Origin of the sequence: Bradyrhizobium sp. USDA 327 (assembly GCF_041262065.1) — a bacterium.
GTDB classification, from domain to species: Bacteria; Pseudomonadota; Alphaproteobacteria; order Rhizobiales; family Xanthobacteraceae; genus Bradyrhizobium; species Bradyrhizobium liaoningense.
This window is the reverse complement of sequence record NZ_JBGCCW010000001.1, coordinates 3,730,878-3,752,075: the sequence shown is the minus strand read 5'-3', so window position 1 is coordinate 3,752,075 and position 21,198 is coordinate 3,730,878. Positions and strand designations below refer to the sequence as shown.

Here is a 21,198-nt window from a genome sequence, read left to right as displayed (position 1 = left end):
AGCGACCGAGCCGACGCGGCACGGTGCGCCTTATGGCGACCATTGACCTCAACACCGGCAAGCCTCTCGAAGGCATCGACGATGTCTGGCAGTCGATTGCGACGATTCTGAGCACTTCGCTGAAGTCGCTCGTTATGGCCCGCGATTTCGGCTCGAAGATGCCGCGCCTTGTTGACCATGCCGTGTCGCCCGTCACGCTGATCGATTTCTACGCGGCCGTGCCGGAAGCGATCAATCGGAAGAGCCCTGAGTCCTTGATGGCTGAAGAGCCTCGCTTCCGCATCATTCAGATGGAGCTTTCCGACATGACGGATCAGGGCCATGCCCAATTCGATATCGAGGGCATCTATTACCCGCGCGGCCATCTCGGCGACTACTCGGAAGCCCGAGACGCGCAGGGCCGCGTGATCCTTTCTGACAACATGGTCGTCGGGAGCTACGTCTAATGGACGCGCCGCTCCCGAACCTGCCGCTGCCTGTCATCGAGCGCGAGCCCGCGTTCCAGGCATTGTTCGACGCCCGCCTGACGCAGATGCGCGGCCTGCTTGAGACTGCCGGTCTCGATTGGGACACGTACATGCTGCGGTCGGACCCGATCAACAACTTCTGCCGCCATGCCGCCTATGGCGATCTGCTCTATGTCACGTCGCTCAACGACACGTTCCGCGCGACGCTGCTCGACTTCGGGCAGGGCGCGGACCTGATCGCGCAGGCGTCCGATTGGAACATGACGCAGGCAGTTGGCGAGTCCCTCGACGACCTGCGACGCCGCCTGCGCGAGCGGAAGAAGGGGCAGGGCGGCTTCACCGAGAATTGGTACAAGCGGTACGCCTTCGCCGCCGACCCGCTCCGCGTGGCCGACGTGGGCGTTGTGGGCGATGCCAAGGGTGGGGTTAAGGTCTCGATCCTGTCCACCGAAGGGGATGGCGTCGCTAGCCCCGCCTTGCTCGCGACCGTCGCCGCCGCGCTGAACGATCCGCTCGTCCTGGGCGACAACGATCACGTCGATGTCGTCCCCGCCGTGATCCGCGTTGTCAACGTCGAGGCGGACGTGTGGCTCTTGCCGGAAGCCCCGGCGAGTGAGTTGCAGACGGCCGAAGATCGCCTGAAGACCGAGTTCGCCGCATCGCGCCGCCTGGGATGGGACTTCACCGCTGACTTCGTGATCGCGTCCCTGCGCACGTCCGGCGTCCGCCGGATCGTCATGATCTCGCCTGCCGCCGACGACTACACGCGCGCGGAGCCGAATGAGGGCGTGGCGCTCGGCACCATCAAGCTCAACTTCAAGGGTCGGTCCTATTGATGACCGACCTGATCGACATCGTCCCGCGCAACACGACGCCGCTTCAGCGGTCCGTTGTGAAGACTATCGACTCGCGCTCGCGCTATGCCGCGTTGGTGCAGTCGATCATCGACGTGCGCTATCTCGATGTGATCCCCGAAGACGTTCTGCCGTGGCTGTTGCGCCATTGGGGCCTCGAAGACGCGGCTGAGTTCGTCGCCGACCATCAGAGGCTCTACAGGGAAGGCAAGCGTTGGCAGACGCTCCGGGGCCGCGTGGAAGCCTATGAGATCGTCTTCGATTGGCTGGGCCTCGACGGTTTCTATGAGCGCGGAGATCACGGCGCTGTGCGCTGGGGCCTGTTCCAGATCGGGCTCACTGAGCGGCCTGACCAAGATGTGCTGCTCAACCTGATCGGGCTGGCGAACCTCTCCAAGAAGGCGTCTAGCGTCCTGGGCCGCATCTATGGCGGCTATGACATCCGGCCGATGCGCCTCGACATGATGCGCCTCGACGGCGCGCTGCTCGACGATTGGTCCGGCGTCTATCTCCCCGGCATCAAGCCGAAGCTTTCGTTCGGCAAGCAGCACGGCGAGGAAGTCGATTTCAACGTCGATATGGACGGCGGTGTCTTCACGTCCGTCGAGGGCGTCGCGCGCTTTGAGGAAGGCTTCGTGCTCGACCGCTCTCTGCTCGATGGCGAGGTCGTCGAGCCGTCCGTGGTCTCCATTCAGGCTTCGCTCTCGGGCGAGCAGATCGACTTCGCAAAGGAAGCGTTGATGCCTTGGCCGCGCGTGCCTTGGCCGAACGTCTCCTATTCCAACATTGAACAGTTCACGATTTACGGAGGACCCGATGGCACTTCTGGTTAATAGCGGGCGCGAAGGTCTCGCCGCCGCGTTGAAGTCTCGCACGATGTTTTTCGCCTGGGGGCGAGGGGACTCGTGGTGGGGGCAGACCGACGTGAAGAACTTCACGTTCTCGGGTTCGCCCGAGCGCTTCATGCTCGATCACGCGCCGGTCTCTGCGCTGGCCGTGAAGAGCGTCGATAGCGCTCTCACGTTCGAGACGCCGCGCGACTACACGTTCAACGCCAACACCGGCGCGGTGACGCGCATCAACGGCGGCCAGATCGCGCCGGGCGCGACCGTCCAGGCTCAGGTTCAGTACGGCACGCCCGCCTTGGGCTCCGGGGAGACCGCCTTGGTCAACGAAGTTGGCCGTCGCATCGCGTCGTCGGTGGAGTTCGTTGTGCCGGACGACAACGGCAACATCAGCACGCCGGGCGGCCAGCGGTGGACGATCTCGACCACGGCGACGCGCTACCTCTATTGCAACGTGCTGTTCGATTACCTCGAAGCCGCGACCGAAACGATCCGCGAAGTCGGCATCTATGTCGATGGCACGCGCAAGCCGGGAGTGCCTGAAGGGCAACTGTACTTGACTCCCGATCAGGTCGCCGAACCGGGATACTTGCTCCTGCTCGACCGCTTCGCGGGCAAGGTTCGCTCCCCGAGTGAGCGGCAGGGATTCTCTTACGTTCTGGTGATCTGAAAATGGCTGACGCTCGCGATACCCTCCCGGCATACATCAACACCTTCGATCCGGCGAAGGGCTATCAGCGGATGGTGGCTCACTATGACCGCTTCCTGACGAGCAACGAACTGAACGTCATTCAGGACATCGAGGCGAACCGCCTGAAGGGCGTCGCCGATGCGTTCTGGCGCGACGGTTCGCTGGTCAGCGGCGGTGCCATCGTGCTCGGGCCGATCATCAACGCCAAAGTCGAGGCGAGGTTGGCGGCGGCCAAGGTCTACATTCGCGGGGCGGTGCATAACATCGACGCCCGCAATCTCGTCATCTCGGCGGTCGGCACCGTCGTGATCGGCATCCGCCTGCGCACCTTCACCGTCACCTATGAGAACGATCCGACGCTGAAGGGCCTCGCCCCCGGAACGCGCGCACAAGGCGAGCCGGGCGCTTCGGCGCTGGCGATGCTCGGCCGCTGGGGCTATGAGGGCGACGGCGAAGAGGGCGACTTCTTCCCGATCTATACCATCAAGGACGGCACTATCGACACTCCGAATGAGCCCGGCATGGATGACGCCTGGGCGAACCTGCTCGCGCGCTATGACCGCGAGGCGCACGGCGGGTACGTCGTGGAAGGCTTCAACTTGAAGGCGCTCGGCCTCGACGACACCGGCAAGCAGACCTTCACCATCTCGGAAGGCACGATCAACGTTTGGGGCTACAAGCGGACCCGGCCTGCCTCCGCACGCCTTCGCGTGACCGAAGAGCCCGAGATCATGCTGCTCGATGACGAGCCGCATGCCGTCAATTCCGGCACGCAGACGATCAAGGTGCGTTTCGCGCCCATCGCCTCGATCAAGGAAATCACGATCATCGCCGAGAAGACCGTGACGCTGACCCACGGCACCTATTCCGGCGCGTCCGACACGCTACCCGATCCGACCGTGCTCTCGATCCGTCAGGTCAAGCAGGGCGCGACCATTTACGCACCGACCGCCGACTACAAGCTGACCGGCGCGGCCGTGGATTGGTCGCCGAGCGGCGCGGAAGTCGCGCCGGGCTCGACCTATCAGGTCACGTATCGCTACCTGACCAACGCGGTCCCGACCAACATCACGCGCGATGGCTTCGACATCACCGGCGCGGCCGACGACACGACCGCGTTCATCAAGTACGAAACGAAGCTGCCGCGCTATGACGCCATCGTGGTCGATCAGCAAGGCGTGATCTCATACCTGAAGGGCATTAGCTCGCTGTACGCGCCGCAGCCGACGACCGTCGCGCCGACGCTGCACAAGCTGGCCGATGTCTACAACAATTGGGGTCTCGTCCCGACGATCAAGCAGGTCGCGACCGTCCGCATGCCGTTCGCCGATCTGCGCAGCCTCGAAACGATGGTCAGCGACCTCTACGCACTGGTTGCCGAAGAGCGGCTTCAGCGCGACGTGGATCGGAAGGAAGTCGCCTCGAAGCGCGGCGTGTTCGTCGATCCGATGCTCGACGACGACATGCGCGATCAGGGCCTTCCTCAGACCGGCGCGATCTTCGGCGGCCTGCTCTGGCTGCCGATCATCCCGACCGTCACTACGATGCCTGCCGACACGGCGCTCACGTACACGTTCGAGAACGTGTTCGAGCAGCGCCAGATCACCGGCGAATCGAAGATCAACCCCTACGCCTCGTTCGGTCCCCCGGCGACCGATGTTGCTCTCGATCCGTCCGTCGATCTTTGGACCGACACGCAGGACGTTTGGACCTCGGTCTTCACGTCGCGCGTCGCTTGGCAGCGCACCAACTTCGCCGCTGGCCCGCTGATCGGAACGACCACGGAGACCACGGATCGCATCGTCAACAACGCCACGGTCGCGGAAGAGACGATCCGCCAGCGCTCGGTCGGCTTCACGATCCACAAGTGGGGCTATAACGAAGTCCTGAAGAAGGTGACGTTCGACGACATCGACGTGACCCCGGCGGGCACCATCCGCGCGGACGGCAATGGCACGCTGACTTCGGCGTTCCAGATTCCGGCGAACGTCCCGGTCGGCGTGAAGCACGTCGCGTTCGAGGGCGTCGGCGGTTCGTCGGCCAATGCGCTCTACACGGCCTACGGCTGGCTGACCACGATCACCAACGAACGCACCGTCGTCACGACGTACTGGTATAGCGCCGATCCGCTCGCGCAGACCTTCCGTCTGAGCGAGCCGCGTCAGGCGCTCGGCGTGGACGTGAAGTTCACCAAGGTCGGCGACAAGAGCAAGCCGGTGCGCGTCCAAATCCGCGAGGTCGAGCTTGGCCTTCCGACCGAGCGCGTCGTCGCGGAGTCGATCCTCGACATGAACACGGTGAAGGTCATCGACCCGCTCTCGGTTCAGCCGCGCGTCGAAAGCGATTGGACCTTCGCCGCGTTCGAGCGTCCGGTGACGCTGCGCGAAGACCGTAGCTACGCGATCACGCTTCTGACCGAAGACCCGACCCATTCGGTCGCCATCGCCGACCTGGGTGGTTTCGATCAGATCAACGGCTGGGTGACGAGCAATGCGTTCCCGCTCGGCACCTTCCTCGACGGCTCGGACTCGCGTACCTGGCTGCCGAAGCCGGGCCGCTCGCTGGGCTTCCGGCTCCGCTGCGCCAAGTACGCCCAAGCCGTTCGCACCATTGAGGTCGGCGATCTGCCGGTGGTGGATTGCTCGGACCTGATGCCGCTGCTCGCGGCAGAGCGCCCCGAAGGCACCGCTATCGAGGTCGAGTTCGAGGCCCCGAACGGAGCGAAATACGTGACGGCCCCGGCGGTCAACGTCTCGCTGCCGCAGGCCATCACTGGCACGCTGAAGGTCCGCCTGCGCGTGACCGGAAAGACCAACCTCTGGCCGATCATGCTGCCCTACGTTCAGGTTGTGGCGGGCGCGATCCAGGCGACCGGCGACTACATCACGCGCGCCTTTGAGGCGGGCACCGACTCGAAGGTTCGCCTGATCCTTGACGTGTATCTGCCCGGCAACGCGACCTTCGAGGCGAAGATTCAGACCGGCGTCAACGCGGGCTTGCCCGTGTGGTCGGCCTCGAACGCGCTCACGCTCGAAAAGGCGACGCCGCTCGGCGATGGCTGGGAAGAGCGCCAGTACATGCTCGATCACGTCAACCTCGCCGTGTCGCGCGCGTATGTGAAGATCGGCGGCGGCCCCGCCGCTCGCTCCAACGCTCGCAACATCCGCGCCGTCGCAGTCAAGTCCACCACGGGTTAATAGGCCATGCCGAACGATAGCACGACGCGCGGTTATCCGCTCCCGCATCCCGACAACGTTGCGCGTGACGACGCGCAGCGGATTCGGGACGCGATCACCGCGATCAGCGAAGACTTGGAAGGCATGGGCATCGAGCCCGCTTCCGAGACCGAGATCGGCGGCGTCCGCCTTGCCACGGCAGCCGAAGCGACCGCAGGCGCGACGCAGGCCGCCGTTCCCGTCGTGAAGCGTGTCATGGACATGATCACGTCGGCTACGTCAGCGCTGCACACGACCATCGTCGGTCAATACGGTGTCGCGATCTCGACTGCCATCAACGATCTGAAGGGTGGCGTCGAACCGGCCTATGACACGCTTGTCGAGATCGCTGCGAAGCTTACCGACATGACGCAGATCAACGCGATCCTCGACTCGCTTGCGAAGCGTCTGCGCATCGACACCGCCGCGCAAGGGTTGGATGCGACTGCGCAAGCCAACGGTCGGGCCAACCTGGGCCTCGGCAACATCGCGATTGCTAATGGCGTTGTGCTCGCCGACCTCCGTGCTGGTACGGGGCAGGGCGTCCTCACGACCGACATCATGTGGCAGGCGACGGGCTTCAAGAACTACGGCAACAGCGGTAACGGCACGGTGCAGATCGACTGCACGCAGGGATCGCGTTGGACCGTCACGCTTACTGGCAACGTCGTCGTCTCTCTGATCAATCCCAAGGACGGTCAGGTCGTCGATGTCGTGTTCATTCAAGACCCGACCGGAAACCGAACGGTTGGCTGGAACAGCAACTTCCGCTTCCCTGACAACATTGTCCCTAGCGTCTACGCCGGTGGGGGCGGGATTGCGGTGGTCGTGTCCGCCGAGTATCACGCTGGCGTCGGCGCTTGGATCGCGGCGGGCTGGAAGGTCTGGTAATGCTGATCCTTCCGTTTCGTCGCATCATCCCGAGCGCTTTTCCGCCGGTCACTCCCGGCAGCATGGCTTGGACGACGCCGGGCACCTACACCTTCACCGTCCCCGCGCACCGCAACTTCAACTATGACGTTCGCGGGGCTGGCGGTGGCGGGCAGGGGCCGGGCGGCATGGTCATCACCACCCCGCCGTTCGGCATGACCTTCAATCCGGGCGGCACGGGCGACACTGGCGGCACGTCACAAGTCTACCTGCAACAGAACCCCGCGCTTCTGAACGTAATCGGCTTTGGCGGCCAAGGCGGCGCGAACCAAGCAACGGGTGCCGCTGGCACTGCGCAGGGCGGCGACCAGAACATCACCGGAGGCGGCGCGGCTGGCGGCGCAGGCGGTTATCTCGCAAGCGGTGATAGCCCTGTTCAATCAGGATATGGAGGCTATGGCGCTCGCGCGACTAGGAGCCATCTCAGGGGCATTATCTTGATCGGGCAGACTTTGGTGATCAATGTCGGCACCGGCGGCGCTCCCGGCGGCTACGGCGCGAACAGTACGCCATTCAACTTCGCTCAATCGCCGGGGGCCTACGGCTCCAACGGCGCAGTCTACATCTCATGGAGCTAAACGTGAAAATCATTGTTCAGGAAACGTCCCAGGGCGTCTTCACGCAACTCCCTTACGGGCAGACGATCTCTGTCGGCGAGGCTCAACAGAGTTGGCAGATTGTCGAGCTTTGGTCGGACGCGGACCTTAAGAAGATCGGCGTCTACAGGGTTGCCCCCGCGACCGCGCCTGACGGCTATAAGATCGTAAGCACGACCATCAAGCGCGTGGACGGCGTCGTGACGCAGGTCGCAATGACGGAGCGCTTGCCGCCGCCGGTGCTGAAGGCCAGCGCGCGCCAACTCCGGCTGGCGATGAACGCCCTGGGGCTCCGCGACGAAATCGAAGAGTACGTCGCTTCGCAGTCGCGCGACGTGCAAGATAGCTGGCAGTGGACGACGGAGTTCGACATGAATCATCCGTTCGTCATTGGCTGCGCCGAGCAGTTGAACAAGAGCGAAGCGGAGCTTGTCGCGCTCTTCACGCTCGCGCAAGGCATCGAGTAAGGGATACCCAAACGGTCCCGACGCAGGGCAGGGTGATCGCTAGGGTACGCTCAATCCCAATACTGAGGATTGAGAGAACAGATGTCCCTTACCGATTTCCTTCACGGCGTCGAGACTGTCGTCGTCGATAGCGGCCCCCGGCCGATCCAGACCGTCCGCTCGTCCGTCATCGGATTGATCGGCACCGCTCCCCTCGCGAACGAAGTGGCGTTCCCCCTCGACACCCCCGTGCTCGTCAACCGTCGTCAGGCGGCGGCCATGATCGGCGCGACCGGCACGCTGCCGCAGGCCATCGACTCGATTTACGATCAGGGCGGTGCGCTCATCGTCGTGGTCCGCGTCGCTGATGCGCAGACCGAGAACGAGCAGCTTTCCAAGGTCATCGGCGGCGTCGATGCCGACACCGGCGCGTTCACCGGCATTCACGTCTTCCGCGCGGCCGAAGCCGAGTGCGGCGTGTCCCCGATGATCCTGATCGCACCGGGCTTCACGCATCAGCGTCCGCTCGGCGTTGCCGGTCATACCGTTACCGCGCAGGGCAACGGCTACACCCAGGCGACCGTGGCCTTCACGGGCGGCGGTGCGGGCGCGGTGCTGCCGACCGCGAAGCCGATCATCACCGGCGGCAAGATCACTGGCCTTGAGTTCGACTCGCTCGGCTTCGGCATCGTCTCGCCGCTGACCGCGACCGTCACCGGCGACGGCACCGGCGCGACCATCACGATCCAGATCGGCGCTTCGGCGAACCCGGTCGTCAGCGAGTTGAAGCAACTGGCTGATGGCTTCAAGGCGCACATCATCGCCGATGGTCCCTCGACCACCGATGCCGCTGCGTTCGCCTATCGCAACGACCACGGCACGCGCCGCGTGTTCATCGTTGATCCGACCGTCTCGGGTTGGTCCGTGAAGACCAGCACCTACGCGCTCGAACACTCGTCCGCCCGAGTGGCTGGCCTGATCTCGCGCGTGGACAACGAGAAGGGCTTTTGGGAGTCGCCGTCGAACAAGGAAGTCTATGGCATCGGCGGCCTGGGCCGTCCCATCGACTACGCCTACGGCGACAAGAACAGCCGCGCGAACATTCTCAACGAGAATGAGATCGCGACGTTCATCCGCGACGAAGGTTGGTATCTGTGGGGCAACCGCACCTGCTCGGCCGATCCGAAGTTCGCCTTCCTGTCCGTCTCGCGTACCGGCGACATGATCGACATCTCCATCGCGAAGGCCCATCGCTGGGCGGTGGATCGCTCGATCACCAAGCAGTATTTCGAGGACGTGACCGCGTCGGTGAAGGCGTACATGCGCCAGCTTCGCGTGCGCGGTGCGATCCTCGGTGGTGACTGCTGGGTCGATCCCGAGTTCAACACCGAAGCCGACATCTCGCAGGGTCATGTGACGTTCTCGTATGACTTCACGCCGCCGTACCCGGCCGAGCGTGTGACCTTCCGGTCGCATCTCGTCTCGGACTACATCCGCAACCTCTTCGCATAACGGGGACGAAAGATGATCCCGCGCGTACTTCGCAACTTCAACAGCTTCGTGAACGGCGTCGGTTACGCCGGTCGCATCTCCGAAGTCGAACTGCCCGAGCTTTCCGTGAAGACGGAAGAGTATCGTGGCGGCGGCATGGACGGCAATGTCGAGTTGGACATGGGCCTCGAAACGCTGACCGCCAAGTTCACCTTCGGCGAGTATGCCAACCAGATTCTCGGTCTGTGGGGCAACATGGACGGCAACGCCGCCCGTATCCAGCTTCGCGGCGCGCTTCAGCGTGACGGCGAGACTGCGGTCCCGATGACCGTCGATCTGCACGGCGGCTTCAAGAAGAACACGTTGGGCACCTGGAAAGCAGGCGACCTGACGCAGAACGAAGCCGAGATGTCCATCCGGTATCTGAAGATTCAGATTCAGGACACCGTCGTTGTCGAGATCGACATCGACAACATGATCCGCATCGTCAACGGCGTGGATCAGCTTGCGTCCATTCGCACTGCGATGGGCATGTAGGGCAACATGGCCGACCCCTCTAGGCGCAAGCGCACGGGTCGGTCCTCAACTTAGCGGGAGAACTAGACTGTGACTGAGAAGAAAGACATGCGGCTGTCGGCGGAAATCACGCTCGACTTTCCGTTCGAGGTCGATGGCAAGACCTACAAGACGATGACCATGCGTCGGCCGAAGACGAAGGACTCGCTGAAGGCCGCGAAGTTCAAGGGCCACGACGCCGACAAGGGCATCCTGCTCCTGTCCGATCTCTGCAACGTCTCGCCGGACGTGATCGAAGAGCTTGACGAGATCGACGCGAAGAAGCTGAGCGACCAACTCGATGCTTTTCGTGGGGGTCAGTCGAGCTAAGCGATCTCCGAAAGGGGATTCTGACGCTCGTTCGGCTGACCAAAGGCGGCGTCTCGATCTCTGAAGTCGAGGAAATGTCCCTCGACGATTTCTACGGCTGGCTTGAAGACGCCACGAAGCTTCAGGCCGACATCAACAAGGCGATGAAGGCAAAGTAACATGGCGACCGGCTTCTCCGTATTCGTCAACATCGGGGGCAAGGTTAGCCCCAGCCTCAACGCCGCAGTCAACGCAGCGAAGACCCAGGTCAACAGCCTGGGAGCTTCGCTCGCTGGCATGGCCGCAAAAATGAACGCGCCGTTCGCGGCCGTAAACAAGCATCTCGCCGATACCTCGAAGCGCATGGCCGTGATGCAGCGGCATGGCCGCAACGCGACGCTCGGAGTCACGACGCCCGCCGCGTGGTTCGGCGCGAACATGATCAAGGACGCCGCCGAGTTCGCCAAGGCGGGCAACATGGTCGAGGCGTTGGGCGAAGCGACGAAAGAGCAGCGCCTTGAGCTTTCGAAGATGTCGCAGGACTTGGCAGGTCGGTTTGACGCCGGTGGCGCGACCGGCATCATGAAGTCGGCGACGGAGCTTCTGAAGGCGGGCTTCACGTTCGAGCAGACGAAGGGCGCGCTCGAACAAGTCTTGGCCGCGTCTGCGCTGGCGGGCGATATGACGCCTGCGGATGTCGGCGCGTCACTGAGCAAGACCATCACGCAATTCCGCATGCCCATGAAGACCTATGAGCAGGCCGTGAAGTCTTCGACCGTCGTCACCGACCGCATGGTCTATGCCGCCGTGTCCACGGTCGCGTCCATGAAGGACATCTCGGAGTCGTTCAAGTATGCGGGCGGCGTCGCGGCGACGACCGGCAACTCGCTCGACTCTGTCACGGCGATGGTCATGGCCTTCGCGAAGGCCGGTGTGCTCGGATCGGAAGCGGGCGTCGCGCTGCGCTCTGCCATCGTGCGTCTCGTCAAGATGCCCAAGGGTGGCATGAAGGCGCTGAGCCGCATCGGCATGAACCTGTCCGACTACACCCAGGCACGACCTGTCACCGCCGACACGGTCCTTGAGAACTTGAAGGCGGACGGCATCGACGCGAGCAGCGTGAAGGGCCAGATCGCCGACGCGATCAAGAACAACAAGGGCGACCACGCCGGGTTGTCGGCCGCGATCACCAAAGCTGTTCAGGGTGCCATCGGCAGTTCGTCGGCGGTTGACGCTGACAAGATTTCGGACTCGGTCAACGACGCCGTCGCGGCGGCGGGGTCGAAGGTGGACATCACGAAGTTCATGACCGACCTGAAGAAGAAAATGGACGACGGTGTCGCGACGACCGGCGACATCGCGCAGATCCTCGAAGCGCGCCATATCTCGCGTTACATGGCGTTGCTGAAGGCCGATCTGCCCGCGATGATCAAGGAAGTCGAAGAGAAGTCGGACGGCTATTCGCAGCGGCAATACAAGATCGCCAACCAAGGCTTGCCCGCGATCTTGCTCAAGCTCGGCGCTGCCTGGGAGAAGTTCCGCAACACGATTGTGGACGCGGTCGGCAACGACATCGCCAACGCCTTCACGAAGCTCGCGGACACGTTGCAGAAGCTGTCGGAGACGAACCCGGCGCTCTTGAAGACCGGCGTCTACTTCGCCGCTGCGGCTGCCGCTGCCGGTCCGCTGCTCTTCGTCCTGGGCGCGCTCGGCCGCGTTGGGCTGCTCGCGATGCGCGGTCTGAACCTCGCGCTGCTCGGTGTGCTGTTGCCGTTCCGGCTGCTCGGCGGCGTCATCGCTGGCGTGGCGACGGCCGCTGTAGGCCGCTTGGCGGCGATGGCCCTGGGCTTCCGCATGCTGACCGCGCTTGGGGCGGCGGCGACCCTGTCGGCTCTCGGTGGCTTTCTGCTCGCCCTGGGGCGGTCGATCCTGCTCTTCCCGCTGACGGCGCTGCGCGCCATTGGCGTCGCCATGTGGGCGCTGGTTGCCAACCCGGTCGGTCTGATCATCACGGCGCTGGTCGTCGCCCTGACGGCTCTGAGCGTGTGGGTCTACAACAATTGGGCGGGCATCAAGGAGTTCTTCGCCGGGTTCGGTCAGGGCTTCATGGAAGGTCTCGGCCCCGCCGGTCCGGCCGTGAAGGCAATCTCGGACGGCTTGGCCTCGGTCTACAATTGGATGTCACAGTTGCTCGGTCCGCTCGACGCGACCAATGCGAAGTGGCGCGAGTGGGGCCAGACCGTTGGCGGCGTTGCAGCGTCGGGCGTGCGGTCGGTCATCTCCGCGATCCAAAGCCTGATTGGCTTCTTCGGCGCAGCCATCGACAAGGCGATGTCGCTGGGCAGCGCGATCAAGAACATCTTTAGCAGCGGCGGCGGCAAGGGTGCCCCGGCAGGCGGTGCGGCCCCTGCGCCCATTGCTGGCGCCCGCGCGCTGGGCGGCCCTGTGAGCTACGGCAGGCCGTATCTTGTCGGCGAGCAAGGCCCCGAGCTTTTCGTGCCCGGCATGTCCGGCCGCATCGAGTCGAACGACAAGCTGCGCAGTCTGACCTCGGACGGCGCGGCAGCGGTCGCCAGTTCGAGCGAAAGCAGCACGGCCGTGTCGCGCACCAACACGGCGCAGATCACCGTCCAAGTTCAGGGCGGCAACCCCAACGATGTTCGTCGGGCGGCCGAAGACGCGGTCTACGCGGCCTTCGCGCGGCTCGAGTCTGAGCAGCGTGGACTCTTGAGCGACTGACATGCAGAGCACCGTCCTTCTCGCGCTCGGCGCGTACCGCTTCTCGATCAACACCGGCGCCTATCAGAAGTTCGACCGGACTTCCGCCTGGCGCTGGCCGTCCACGGAGCGGATCGGCATGGCCCCGGCACCGCAATACGTCGGCCCCGGCGAAGACACGATCACGCTCGATGGCGTGATCTATCCGCACTATCGCGGCGGTTTGCGGCAGGTCGATCAGATGCGCGCGCAGGCCGGTCTCGGGCAGCCGCTCCCGCTCGTTACCGGGTTCGGACGATATCTTGGCAACTACGTGATCGAGAAGATCAGGGAGGGGCAAGAGACCCTGATGTCTGACGGCGCGCCCCGTAAGATCGAGTTCACGATTGATCTGAAGGCTTATGTCTGATGGAGCAGTATTTGACCATCGAAGGCGATACGGTTGACCTGATCGCCTACAACCGCTTCGGCGTCACGCACGGCGCGACGGAGGCGATCCTGCGCGCCAACCCCGGCCTCGCTGCGGCGGGGACGAAGCTGCCCCAGGGGATGTCCATCAACATTCCGGCCTTCACTGTGAAGAAGACCAACACGGCCGCGAGGATTTGGTCATGACGCCCGCTGCTCGCATCCTGCTCGACGGCCGGGACATCACGGCCAACCTGATCCCGGCACCCTTCGGCCTGCCCTTGGAAGGCGGCGGCCACGTCATTCCCGGCGGCGTCCTGGGTGGCGGCCCGCTGCTCTCGCTGACCGTTCAGGACAATGAGGGCAAGAAGTCCGATAGCTGCGAGCTTGAGATCGACAATCGTGAGTACATCCCTGCGCCGGGCAAGGGCTCGAAGCTTCAGGTCTCGCTCGGCTTCGTCGAGACCGGCGTCAACTACATGGGGACCTTCCTCATCGACTCGTGGACGAAGAAGGGGCGGCCCAAGATCATGACTGTGACGGCGAAGGCCGCAGGTCTGACCACGGAAATCAAGTCGCCGAAGTCGCGCTCGTATCATGAGAAGAGCGTCGATGACATTGTGCAGTACATCGCCGGGCGCAACGGCCTGTCGGCCATCGTCAACGGCGAGGTCGGCGGGATCAAGATCGACCACATCGATCAGTCGAGTGAGTCCGATTTGAACTTCCTGACGCGCTTGGCGGGCCGCGTGGGCGCAAATTTCAAGCTCGCCGATGAAAAGGTCATCTTCAACAAAGCGGGCTCTGGCAGCCTTCCCAGCGGCGGCGCAGCCCCTACCTTCGTGCTGACCGAGATCGGCGTCACCGATTGGGATTGCACCGGCTCGACGCGCGGCGACTACAAGTCGGTCGAGGCGGCGTGGCACAACATCAAGAAGGGCGAGCGCGAGTGGGTAAAGGAAGGCGGCGGCTCGCCGATCTTCCGCAGCCGCAAGCTCTTCAAGACCAAGGAAGAAGCGCAGGCGCAGGCCAAGGCCACGAAGGGCGCGCTCGCTCGCGGAAAGAAGGTCTTCGCGGCCAACTTCCTGGGGCGCACTGAGATGTTCGCCGGTGCCGGTCTGACGGCCATCGGCTTCGATCCCGACTGCGACGGCAGCTACACGATCAAGTCCGCCACGCATCGCCTGAACGATCAAGGTCTCTCGACGCGCATCTCATGCGAGACTTCCGGCGAAGGAAGCGACGACTTTTGGGGCGGTGGGGGCGGGGAGTAGGGCGACTCGAACGGCCCTGCGCAATTCGTTCCGCTCGGCAATCATGTTCTCAACAAATTGGAGAACGTGATGTCGATCAGCATCAAGAACGGAATGGGCTATCGGAACGGAGCGGCGATGCCGTTCGTCAAGAGCCCGAACCACGGCGGCGCTCTGAAGCCGCGTTTCATCGTAATCCACGACACGGCGTCGGGCCTCAAGGACGACGGCGACATTTCGTGGCTGACCAATCCGGCGGCGAAGGTCTCGGCGCATGTCGTCGTGAGCCGTCAGGGCAAGATCACCCAGCTTGTGCCGTTCAACGTCGTGGCGTGGCACGCCGGGCAGTCCCAATGGAAGGGGCTGAAGTTCATGAACAGCTACGCGGTCGGCATCGAGATCGACAACCCCGGCAAGCTTCAGAAGGTGTCGGAGGGCGTCTACAAGAACGAAATCTGCACCATCGACACGAACAAGGACCCGTCGCTGAAGGTCGAGTACGCGAAGACCACGGCGCACGGTGCGGGCTACTGGCTGCACTACAGCCCCGAGCAGATCGCGGCCGTCACCGATCTGTGCGCCGCGCTCGCGGAGACCTTCAAGATCGAGGACATCATCACGCATTGGATGATCTCGCCCGGTCGGAAGATCGACACGAACCCGCTCTATCCGCTCGATCAGTTGAAGGCTTCGGCGCTGCCGTACCATCCGGTCGGCCTTCTCTCGACCCCGGAAGACGGCGAGCGCCACGACTCCGACGAAGCCGGTGAAGAGCAGGTCGATCTCGAACCGCACAGCGATGTCCGTGACGAGAGTGCGACCGCGCCCGGCAAGCTGAAGGCGTTCATCAAGAGCAAGATCACGGCGGTGTCCGGCCTGTTCGGCGGCCTGTCGGTCACGTCCTTCCTGGGCGTGCTTCAGGATTGGAAGGTCATCGTCGCCCTGGGCACCTTCATCCTGATCGGCCTCGCCCTCTGGATTTGGATGGAGAAGAAATGATCAGGCAGTTCTTTGTGAGCTTGAACGACAAACTCGGGCTCGGCGATCTGCTTTGGCAGATTGCGGCCTCCGACGTGGTGATCCTTACGCTCGCGGCTCTCGTCTTCGTCTGCATGATCGTCGGCCACTTCCCGATCATCAGCAAGATCAGTTTCATTGCGCCTTACGCCAGCGCGGCGGCGGCTCTCGTCTACGTCTTCCTTTCGGCGCAGGCGTTTCTTGTCGGCTACCGCTTCGCGGATGGCAGAGCCGAAGCCAAGGTGTTGCGTGAAGCAATCTCGGTCCGCGACGGTGTGATCGCTGGGCAGCGCAAGAGCCTCGACATGGTGTTCGACGCCGCCGAGACCGCCGTGAAGCAACGTGACGAAGCGGCGCAGCGCGCCCAAGAAGCTCAGGACCAAATCGATGACTATGAAAAGCGCCTCAAGGATCGCCCGAACGCTGCTTGCCTGCTCACTCCTGACGATTTCGCTGACGGCGTGCAAGACCACCGAAAGCGTTAGGCCGTCGCCGGACTTCAGCGTCCCGCACGAATCCACGCTCGTTCTCGACGAAGTGCCCGCGCCGAAGACTGCCCCCGGCATGGACGCGCGAGTGGCATGGAAGCTCGAAGAAGCAGCGCGCAAGGAAGCGAACAAGCGGCTCCGCATCTCTCGTTCCAACGTGCGCAACGTGCGCCTCAAAGCATCGGCCCAAGTCAAATGATCACGATCCCTGAATGGCTCATCGGCCTGCTCGGCAGCGGCGCCGGCGCAATCATCGCTCTGCTGATCCGCAATGCGGTGGCGCACGCGAAGAACGAGGCGTCTGCGAAGGCGGGGCAGGCCATTGCCAATGAGGCGAAGGCGGCAGCCGCCGAAGCGCAGCGGCTCGCCGCCGCGACCGAACGCGACCTCGCGCACTTCCGCGAGAAAGTCGCAACCGAGTACGCGACCGTCCAACTGCTCGACCGGATCGAAGAGCGGTTGGTCGGCGCGTTGGATCGCATCGGCGAGCGCTTCGATCAGTTTCTCTTGACCCAAGGCAAAGCAAAGTGACCACGGACAAACAGCGTAAGGAAACCATCGAGACCTGTCTGCGCGATGGGTTCGTGCCGTATCGGTCCGAGCATCGCGGCAAGGGCTCGGCCGTTCTCGAAGCGACGCGCCGCCTGAAGCTGAACAAGAACACGCTGACGGATTGGGTGCGGGCGCAGGACGCTCTCGCCAACCGGGGCGAGAAGAACCATCTGCCGGATTGGTCGCTGTACGCGGTGCCGGAAGACAAGCAGCCGCCGTCGCGGCGCGAGCTTCACGATAGCGCGTACTGGCGTCGGCGCGCGCAGGGCGTCGAGAAGGAACTGGCCGCCGTCGAGCAGATGCTTGAAGAGATCGGCGGCATCCGCAACCTTCAGGTCGCGCCGCCGGAATGGCTGTTGAAGCACGGCCTGGGCAAGCGCAACCGCGCCGTCCTCTCGATGCTCTTCACCGATCTTCACATGGGCGAGGTCGTCGATCCCGACGAAATCCTCGGGCTCAACGCTTTCAATCCGCAGATCGCGGCGACGCGCATCCGGCGCTTCTTCGACGCGGTGTGCGAGATCGGCCCGCGTTGGTCGGCTGACTGCAAGGTCGAGGGCCTTCTGCTCAACCTGGGCGGCGACCTGATCTCGGGCGACATCCACGAAGAACTGCGGATCACCAACGGCCTGACCTCGCATGAGCAGGTTCGCATGGTGGTGGCGCTGATCATCGCGGGCATCAAGTTACTGCTCAAGGTCTACAAGCGCATCCACGTTTCGTCGGTGCCGGGCAACCACGCCCGCACCACGTTCAAGCCGACCGCGAAGCTGTACTCGAAGCTGAGCTATGACACCCTCATTGCTCACATGGTCGCAGACGCCTTTAAGGGCGACGCTCGCGTGACTTTCCAGATCGGCGTGTCCAACGACGCCATCATCCCCGTGCTGGGCTACACGGCCTTCCTGACGCACGGAGACAAGATGGGCACCGGCGGCGGGCAGGGCTTCGCCGGTCCGCTTCTCCCCATCGTGCGCGGCACGAAGAAGGTCGAGGCGCAGCAAGCCAGGGCGCAGCGTCGGCCGGACATCATCATGCACGGCCATTATCACCACTCGGCCAATCCCGGCCCGGTGTTCTCGAACGGCGCGTTCCCCGGCTACAGCGAGTACGGCAACGGCCTGCGCGCCTCGCTCGAACTGCCGCAGCAATGGTTCTTCCTGATCCATGAGACCTGGGGCGTGCGCGAGCGGTGCGAGATCAAGCTCGAAACCCCGGCCGTGCCGAAGCGCCCGGCAAGCTCGATGCCGAAGGACATGGCGGCATGAAGCAGGTCGGCGCGTACTTCTGGAACGTGCTGATCGCCATCGATCAGCTTGGCAACGCGCTGCTCGGCGGCTGGCATGACGAGACGATTTCGAGCCGCCTGGGCAAGTCGATCCTGAAGGGCGGCTGGGCATCGACGGTGCCTTGGCCGGTCTGGCTTTACGATCACTTCATCGACTCGGTGGAGCCCGACGAAGACTGGAATAAGGGCTACTGAACCGATCTCGCGCTGCGGTGCAAAGCGGGCTCTCCTGTCTCTGACTTTCACAGGAAAAGCCCGTGTCCCGCGAGAACCCTTACGCCGTTCCCTTCGATGGTCCCGCCCTCGATTGGGTGCCGATTGTCCCGAGCGCGACCGCTCTGGCGCAGCCCATCCGCGCGATCCGCGCGAACACCGATGGCACCGTTACCGTCACCATGAAGCGCACCGGCGCGAGCCGGACGCTCAACTTCGTCGCCGGTGAAACGCGGACCCTTTGGGCGACGCACGTCACCGCCGCGACCGCGACCGGATTGGAAGGCGCGATCTAATGCGTCTCGGTCTCGGACTCGGAATCGTCCGCTCCACGGGAACGGTACTCGCGCCGCCGCCGGGCTATGTCTTCGTCGTCGATAGCGACGGGTTCATTCTCGTCGATAGCGACGGGGCCTTCCTGATCGACAAAGCCTAAGAGAACGGCCCGCACATGCAGACCCGCAACGCAGCTTTCGCGCTTAGCCTTCGCAAGCGTTTTCTGAACACGATCTTCTACGTCGGCGATAGCCGCAACGCGATGAAGTATCTTGATCCGCTCAAGTACAACAAGGCGGCGAACGGCTGGGCGAATTGGATGGAGGCTTACTGCCGTTCGCAGGGGCGTCCGCTGATCTGTCTCGGCAATGTCGCCGTCTCGGGAACCTTCCCGTCTCAATGGCAGGCGCAGGTCGATGCGGCCATTGCCTCGGGCGCGCGCTTCATCTGCTTCACCGGCATCATCAACGCCATCGCGCAACAGACCCCGGTCGGTAACGTCGTCCAGGGCAACCTCGACTTGATGAAGAAGTACATCAAGCAGGTCAACGACGCGGGCTCGACCGCTGTGCTTTGGTGGGAGCGCGGCGCGAACAATTTCAACTCGACGCACATCGCGAACATGAACGACTACAATCGTCTCATGGTCGATTTCATTCAGTACGGCGACGACGATGGTCGCGGCCCGCCTGATGTCTTGGTGCTCGACCAGACGCCGTTCTCGAACAACACCGCGAGCAACGGCACCATCGCGCTCAAAAACACCTATGATGGCACGCACGACGACACCGCCGCAGGCCAGATCATCGGTCTCGGCTGCGGCACGATCATCCTGCCGCATCTTCGCCCGATCCCCGGCCATCGCCTGGGCGCTGTCAATCAGTCAAAGTCCGGCTATGGCGCGCGCTCGATGTTCTCGCAAGCTGGCTTCCCCGGCTCGGTCGCTGCGACCGGCAACGGCAACAGCGGCAACGTGCCGACCGGCATCATCACGAAGGCATGCACCGGCGGCGTGACCGTCGTGTATTCGGTCCAGCCGACGCAGGCCGACGCGAACGGCAACACCTTCGGTCAGGAAATCAAGATCGTCGCGACTGCTACCGCCGCCGGTGCGTTCGGCTGCTACGCCGCGCTCGACCGCACCGGCGTCAAGCAGGGCGTCGTCGTGCGCGGTGGCGGCGAAGTCGATCTTGCGCCCGGCGCAACCGGCTTCGCGTCTGTGCTCGCCGATCTCGAATGGTTTCCGTCCACCGGCGGCTACGGCCCGGTCTATGACATGCTCGCTGCTTCGAACCTGGGTAACGATCCCGGCAGGGGCTTCACCGGCATCGTCTATGAGCCGGACGGCATGGTCATTCCGGCGTTCACCGGGACGCCGTTCACGAACCTCGCTTTCGGCGGCAACTTCAATGGTGCCGGGCAAGCGACGATCATTTTGCGCAAGTGGTGGGCGGAAATCGCCAGCCGGTAAGGAGAACGACCATGATGATTCCGATGATTACGAACACGGCGACGAACGAGGGACGTGCTGTGACCCGCGAAGACGGGCGCACTGGCAAGATCGGCGAGACGCACGCGGACGAAAGCTTCGACGTGATCTTCGACGACAACGGCGGGACCGTCACCTATGACGAGCCGATGCGTATGGTGTTCAGCTACACCGACGAAATCCCGGTCTGATCAGTCGAGCGCGTGAACGCGATCCTGCGCGGTCCACACGCAGGACTTCTCTCCCTTCGGCCGAACGCAGGCAAGCACCGCGTTCGGCACTTCGACCACGAAGACCTCCGTGCCGAACGACTTGCATCCTTCGGCCGCACCCTTCGCAACCCCAGCTTCAAAGTCAGCCTTCGCAGTCTGCAACACGGCGCGCATGCCATCGAGCGTCGGGCAGGCCAGGGCGGTCGTGTGAAGGACGCCAGACTGGCCGACTTCCAATCGCTTCGCCGCGTGCGCAGAGGCAGTCGCGGCGAGCAGGGCGGCGGCAATGAGGGCTACTCGAATGGGCATGTCACGGGCCTCCTAATCGCTACTGTAAGCCATCGCCGTTGAGGCGGACGACTTCCGCAACTGACTTGGAGCACAGTCATGAAGAAGTAAACCCCTTCTCATGTCACCTTAATCGAGCCTGTTAAATCCGAGACCCGATCTCGTTCTGACGGCGGCCTTCGTACCCGCCCGGCAATGCAAAAGTGTCGCACTCGTTCCGACGACCGCGATCCGCAAAAATGCCTTGAGAACGATAAGGGGGCCGTGGGCGACACGGCTTTGAGAGACCCGCCGGGGAGACCCGCGCGGGTCTCATGTATTTATGGCCGTTGACCACAAATGATCTGGTCTGCCCGTGTGCGGTGCGGCGTCTGTACAAGCGCACGCGATCATCGTGCTTGCGCACCATGAGCCGGTATCCTCTTCGGCCGCCACGAGTGGGTAAAAAAGCCCGTACGTCTCGGAAAGGCTTTCGGATAGATCGCGCAGGTTCTCAATATCCCATGATCCATCTACCGGGATTTTGATTACGCCAAGTGGTGAGTTTGCCATGTTTCCCCCTCTGCGAGCCTAGCGGCACTCGGGGAGCGGTCCAAA

25 protein-coding genes are annotated in these 21,198 nt (G+C 63.4%); 24 read left to right on the top strand and 1 reads right to left on the bottom strand.

Annotated elements, in window-relative coordinates; translation table 11 throughout:
• Nucleotides 1-32 precede the first annotated feature (32 nt).
• From ABIA42_RS17305 to ABIA42_RS17190, 24 genes are all read left to right on the top strand, one after another.
• Nucleotides 33-446 carry a GPW/gp25 family protein gene (locus ABIA42_RS17305; RefSeq protein WP_097532546.1) on the top strand — a complete coding sequence of 138 codons (414 nt, stop codon included), beginning with the start codon at nt 33-35 and terminating at the stop codon, nt 444-446.
• Nucleotides 446-1,303: a baseplate assembly protein gene (locus tag ABIA42_RS17300; protein WP_370122976.1), complete on the top strand. Its 858-nt coding sequence runs from the start codon at nt 446-448 to the stop codon at nt 1,301-1,303. The genes ABIA42_RS17305 and ABIA42_RS17300 overlap by 1 nt, the downstream gene beginning before the upstream one ends.
• A complete protein-coding gene (locus tag ABIA42_RS17295) occupies nt 1,303-2,154 on the top strand; it encodes a hypothetical protein (RefSeq protein WP_028152697.1) in 852 nt (283 codons plus the stop codon). Before ABIA42_RS17300 ends, ABIA42_RS17295 begins: the two co-directional genes overlap by 1 nt.
• The gene (locus ABIA42_RS17290; protein ID WP_028152696.1) at nt 2,138-2,836 is read left to right on the top strand and encodes a hypothetical protein; all 699 of its coding nucleotides are present in this window, start codon (nt 2,138-2,140) and stop codon (nt 2,834-2,836) included. The genes ABIA42_RS17295 and ABIA42_RS17290 overlap by 17 nt, the downstream gene beginning before the upstream one ends.
• Nucleotides 2,837-2,838: 2 nt before the next feature.
• Nucleotides 2,839-6,054 (top strand): DUF4815 domain-containing protein, encoded by a 3,216-nt coding sequence (locus ABIA42_RS17285; protein WP_370122980.1) that lies wholly within the window; start codon nt 2,839-2,841, stop codon nt 6,052-6,054.
• A 6-nt stretch (nt 6,055-6,060) separates the two neighbouring features.
• Nucleotides 6,061-6,963, top strand: coding sequence for a hypothetical protein (locus ABIA42_RS17280; RefSeq protein ID WP_049831900.1), 903 nt, complete (start codon nt 6,061-6,063; stop codon nt 6,961-6,963).
• Nucleotides 6,963-7,580 (top strand): hypothetical protein, encoded by a 618-nt coding sequence (locus ABIA42_RS17275; protein ID WP_028152694.1) that lies wholly within the window; start codon nt 6,963-6,965, stop codon nt 7,578-7,580. Before ABIA42_RS17280 ends, ABIA42_RS17275 begins: the two co-directional genes overlap by 1 nt.
• A gap of 2 nt (nt 7,581-7,582) precedes the next feature.
• Nucleotides 7,583-8,065 (top strand): hypothetical protein, encoded by a 483-nt coding sequence (locus tag ABIA42_RS17270; protein ID WP_304500792.1) that lies wholly within the window; start codon nt 7,583-7,585, stop codon nt 8,063-8,065.
• Between the two features lie 81 nt (nt 8,066-8,146).
• Nucleotides 8,147-9,556, top strand: a complete 1,410-nt coding sequence (locus ABIA42_RS17265; RefSeq protein WP_028152692.1) for a phage tail sheath C-terminal domain-containing protein — start codon at nt 8,147-8,149, stop codon at nt 9,554-9,556.
• A 12-nt stretch (nt 9,557-9,568) separates the two neighbouring features.
• Nucleotides 9,569-10,072, top strand: a complete 504-nt coding sequence (locus tag ABIA42_RS17260; RefSeq protein ID WP_028152691.1) for a phage major tail tube protein — start codon at nt 9,569-9,571, stop codon at nt 10,070-10,072.
• 69 nt (nt 10,073-10,141) lie between these two features.
• A complete protein-coding gene (locus tag ABIA42_RS17255; RefSeq protein ID WP_245289301.1) occupies nt 10,142-10,420 on the top strand; it encodes a phage tail assembly protein in 279 nt (92 codons plus the stop codon).
• Between the two features lie 159 nt (nt 10,421-10,579).
• The gene (locus tag ABIA42_RS17250; protein WP_370143797.1) at nt 10,580-13,138 is read left to right on the top strand and encodes a phage tail tape measure protein; all 2,559 of its coding nucleotides are present in this window, start codon (nt 10,580-10,582) and stop codon (nt 13,136-13,138) included.
• A 1-nt stretch (nt 13,139) separates the two neighbouring features.
• On the top strand, nt 13,140-13,526 hold the full coding sequence (locus ABIA42_RS17245) for a phage tail protein (RefSeq protein ID WP_166342171.1): 387 nt from the start codon (nt 13,140-13,142) through the stop codon (nt 13,524-13,526).
• An 11-nt stretch (nt 13,527-13,537) separates the two neighbouring features.
• Nucleotides 13,538-13,732, top strand: coding sequence for a tail protein X (locus tag ABIA42_RS17240; RefSeq protein WP_224517389.1), 195 nt, complete (start codon nt 13,538-13,540; stop codon nt 13,730-13,732).
• Entirely contained in the window at nt 13,729-14,799 is a 1,071-nt protein-coding gene (locus tag ABIA42_RS17235) for a phage late control D family protein (RefSeq protein ID WP_224517311.1), read from the top strand. The genes ABIA42_RS17240 and ABIA42_RS17235 overlap by 4 nt, the downstream gene beginning before the upstream one ends.
• Before the next feature lie 69 nt (nt 14,800-14,868).
• A complete protein-coding gene (locus tag ABIA42_RS17230) occupies nt 14,869-15,777 on the top strand; it encodes an N-acetylmuramoyl-L-alanine amidase (protein WP_166342169.1) in 909 nt (302 codons plus the stop codon).
• On the top strand, nt 15,774-16,280 hold the full coding sequence (locus tag ABIA42_RS17225; RefSeq protein WP_212479433.1) for a hypothetical protein: 507 nt from the start codon (nt 15,774-15,776) through the stop codon (nt 16,278-16,280). The genes ABIA42_RS17230 and ABIA42_RS17225 overlap by 4 nt, the downstream gene beginning before the upstream one ends.
• 198 nt (nt 16,281-16,478) lie before the next feature.
• On the top strand, nt 16,479-16,814 hold the full coding sequence (locus tag ABIA42_RS17220) for a hypothetical protein (protein ID WP_166353197.1): 336 nt from the start codon (nt 16,479-16,481) through the stop codon (nt 16,812-16,814).
• Nucleotides 16,811-18,103: a hypothetical protein gene (locus tag ABIA42_RS17215; protein WP_208087331.1), complete on the top strand. Its 1,293-nt coding sequence runs from the start codon at nt 16,811-16,813 to the stop codon at nt 18,101-18,103. Before ABIA42_RS17220 ends, ABIA42_RS17215 begins: the two co-directional genes overlap by 4 nt.
• Nucleotides 18,100-18,318, top strand: a complete 219-nt coding sequence (locus ABIA42_RS17210; protein WP_028152681.1) for a hypothetical protein — start codon at nt 18,100-18,102, stop codon at nt 18,316-18,318. The genes ABIA42_RS17215 and ABIA42_RS17210 overlap by 4 nt, the downstream gene beginning before the upstream one ends.
• Nucleotides 18,319-18,380: 62 nt before the next feature.
• Nucleotides 18,381-18,632, top strand: coding sequence for a hypothetical protein (locus ABIA42_RS17205; protein ID WP_028152680.1), 252 nt, complete (start codon nt 18,381-18,383; stop codon nt 18,630-18,632).
• A complete protein-coding gene (locus ABIA42_RS17200) occupies nt 18,632-18,772 on the top strand; it encodes a hypothetical protein (RefSeq protein ID WP_208087330.1) in 141 nt (46 codons plus the stop codon). Before ABIA42_RS17205 ends, ABIA42_RS17200 begins: the two co-directional genes overlap by 1 nt.
• A 15-nt stretch (nt 18,773-18,787) precedes the next feature.
• Nucleotides 18,788-20,083: a hypothetical protein gene (locus ABIA42_RS17195; protein WP_208087329.1), complete on the top strand. Its 1,296-nt coding sequence runs from the start codon at nt 18,788-18,790 to the stop codon at nt 20,081-20,083.
• Nucleotides 20,084-20,094: 11 nt separating this feature from the next.
• The gene (locus tag ABIA42_RS17190; RefSeq protein ID WP_028152677.1) at nt 20,095-20,292 is read left to right on the top strand and encodes a hypothetical protein; all 198 of its coding nucleotides are present in this window, start codon (nt 20,095-20,097) and stop codon (nt 20,290-20,292) included.
• On the opposite strand, the gene ABIA42_RS17185 is transcribed toward ABIA42_RS17190, so the two are convergent.
• The gene (locus ABIA42_RS17185; RefSeq protein ID WP_370122991.1) at nt 20,293-20,622 is read right to left on the bottom strand and encodes a hypothetical protein; all 330 of its coding nucleotides are present in this window, start codon (nt 20,620-20,622) and stop codon (nt 20,293-20,295) included.
• Nucleotides 20,623-21,198 lie beyond the last annotated feature (576 nt).

Bases quoted from the DNA above. Each gene is read 5' to 3' on its own strand.
- ABIA42_RS17305 (WP_097532546.1), top strand. From the start codon at position 33: ATGGCGACCATTGACCTCAACACCGGCAAGCCTCTCGAAGGCATCGAC.
- ABIA42_RS17300 (WP_370122976.1), top strand. From the start codon at position 446: ATGGACGCGCCGCTCCCGAACCTGCCGCTGCCTGTCATCGAGCGCGAG.
- ABIA42_RS17295 (WP_028152697.1), top strand. From the start codon at position 1,303: ATGACCGACCTGATCGACATCGTCCCGCGCAACACGACGCCGCTTCAG.
- ABIA42_RS17290 (WP_028152696.1), top strand. From the start codon at position 2,138: ATGGCACTTCTGGTTAATAGCGGGCGCGAAGGTCTCGCCGCCGCGTTG.
- ABIA42_RS17285 (WP_370122980.1), top strand. From the start codon at position 2,839: ATGGCTGACGCTCGCGATACCCTCCCGGCATACATCAACACCTTCGAT.
- ABIA42_RS17280 (WP_049831900.1), top strand. From the start codon at position 6,061: ATGCCGAACGATAGCACGACGCGCGGTTATCCGCTCCCGCATCCCGAC.
- ABIA42_RS17275 (WP_028152694.1), top strand. From the start codon at position 6,963: ATGCTGATCCTTCCGTTTCGTCGCATCATCCCGAGCGCTTTTCCGCCG.
- ABIA42_RS17265 (WP_028152692.1), top strand. From the start codon at position 8,147: ATGTCCCTTACCGATTTCCTTCACGGCGTCGAGACTGTCGTCGTCGAT.
- ABIA42_RS17260 (WP_028152691.1), top strand. From the start codon at position 9,569: ATGATCCCGCGCGTACTTCGCAACTTCAACAGCTTCGTGAACGGCGTC.
- ABIA42_RS17250 (WP_370143797.1), top strand. From the start codon at position 10,580: ATGGCGACCGGCTTCTCCGTATTCGTCAACATCGGGGGCAAGGTTAGC.
- ABIA42_RS17245 (WP_166342171.1), top strand. From the start codon at position 13,140: ATGCAGAGCACCGTCCTTCTCGCGCTCGGCGCGTACCGCTTCTCGATC.
- ABIA42_RS17235 (WP_224517311.1), top strand. From the start codon at position 13,729: ATGACGCCCGCTGCTCGCATCCTGCTCGACGGCCGGGACATCACGGCC.
- ABIA42_RS17230 (WP_166342169.1), top strand. From the start codon at position 14,869: ATGTCGATCAGCATCAAGAACGGAATGGGCTATCGGAACGGAGCGGCG.
- ABIA42_RS17225 (WP_212479433.1), top strand. From the start codon at position 15,774: ATGATCAGGCAGTTCTTTGTGAGCTTGAACGACAAACTCGGGCTCGGC.
- ABIA42_RS17220 (WP_166353197.1), top strand. From the start codon at position 16,479: ATGATCACGATCCCTGAATGGCTCATCGGCCTGCTCGGCAGCGGCGCC.
- ABIA42_RS17210 (WP_028152681.1), top strand. From the start codon at position 18,100: ATGAAGCAGGTCGGCGCGTACTTCTGGAACGTGCTGATCGCCATCGAT.
- ABIA42_RS17200 (WP_208087330.1), top strand. From the start codon at position 18,632: ATGCGTCTCGGTCTCGGACTCGGAATCGTCCGCTCCACGGGAACGGTA.
- ABIA42_RS17195 (WP_208087329.1), top strand. From the start codon at position 18,788: ATGCAGACCCGCAACGCAGCTTTCGCGCTTAGCCTTCGCAAGCGTTTT.
- ABIA42_RS17190 (WP_028152677.1), top strand. From the start codon at position 20,095: ATGATGATTCCGATGATTACGAACACGGCGACGAACGAGGGACGTGCT.
- ABIA42_RS17185 (WP_370122991.1), bottom strand. From the start codon at position 20,622: ATGCCCATTCGAGTAGCCCTCATTGCCGCCGCCCTGCTCGCCGCGACT.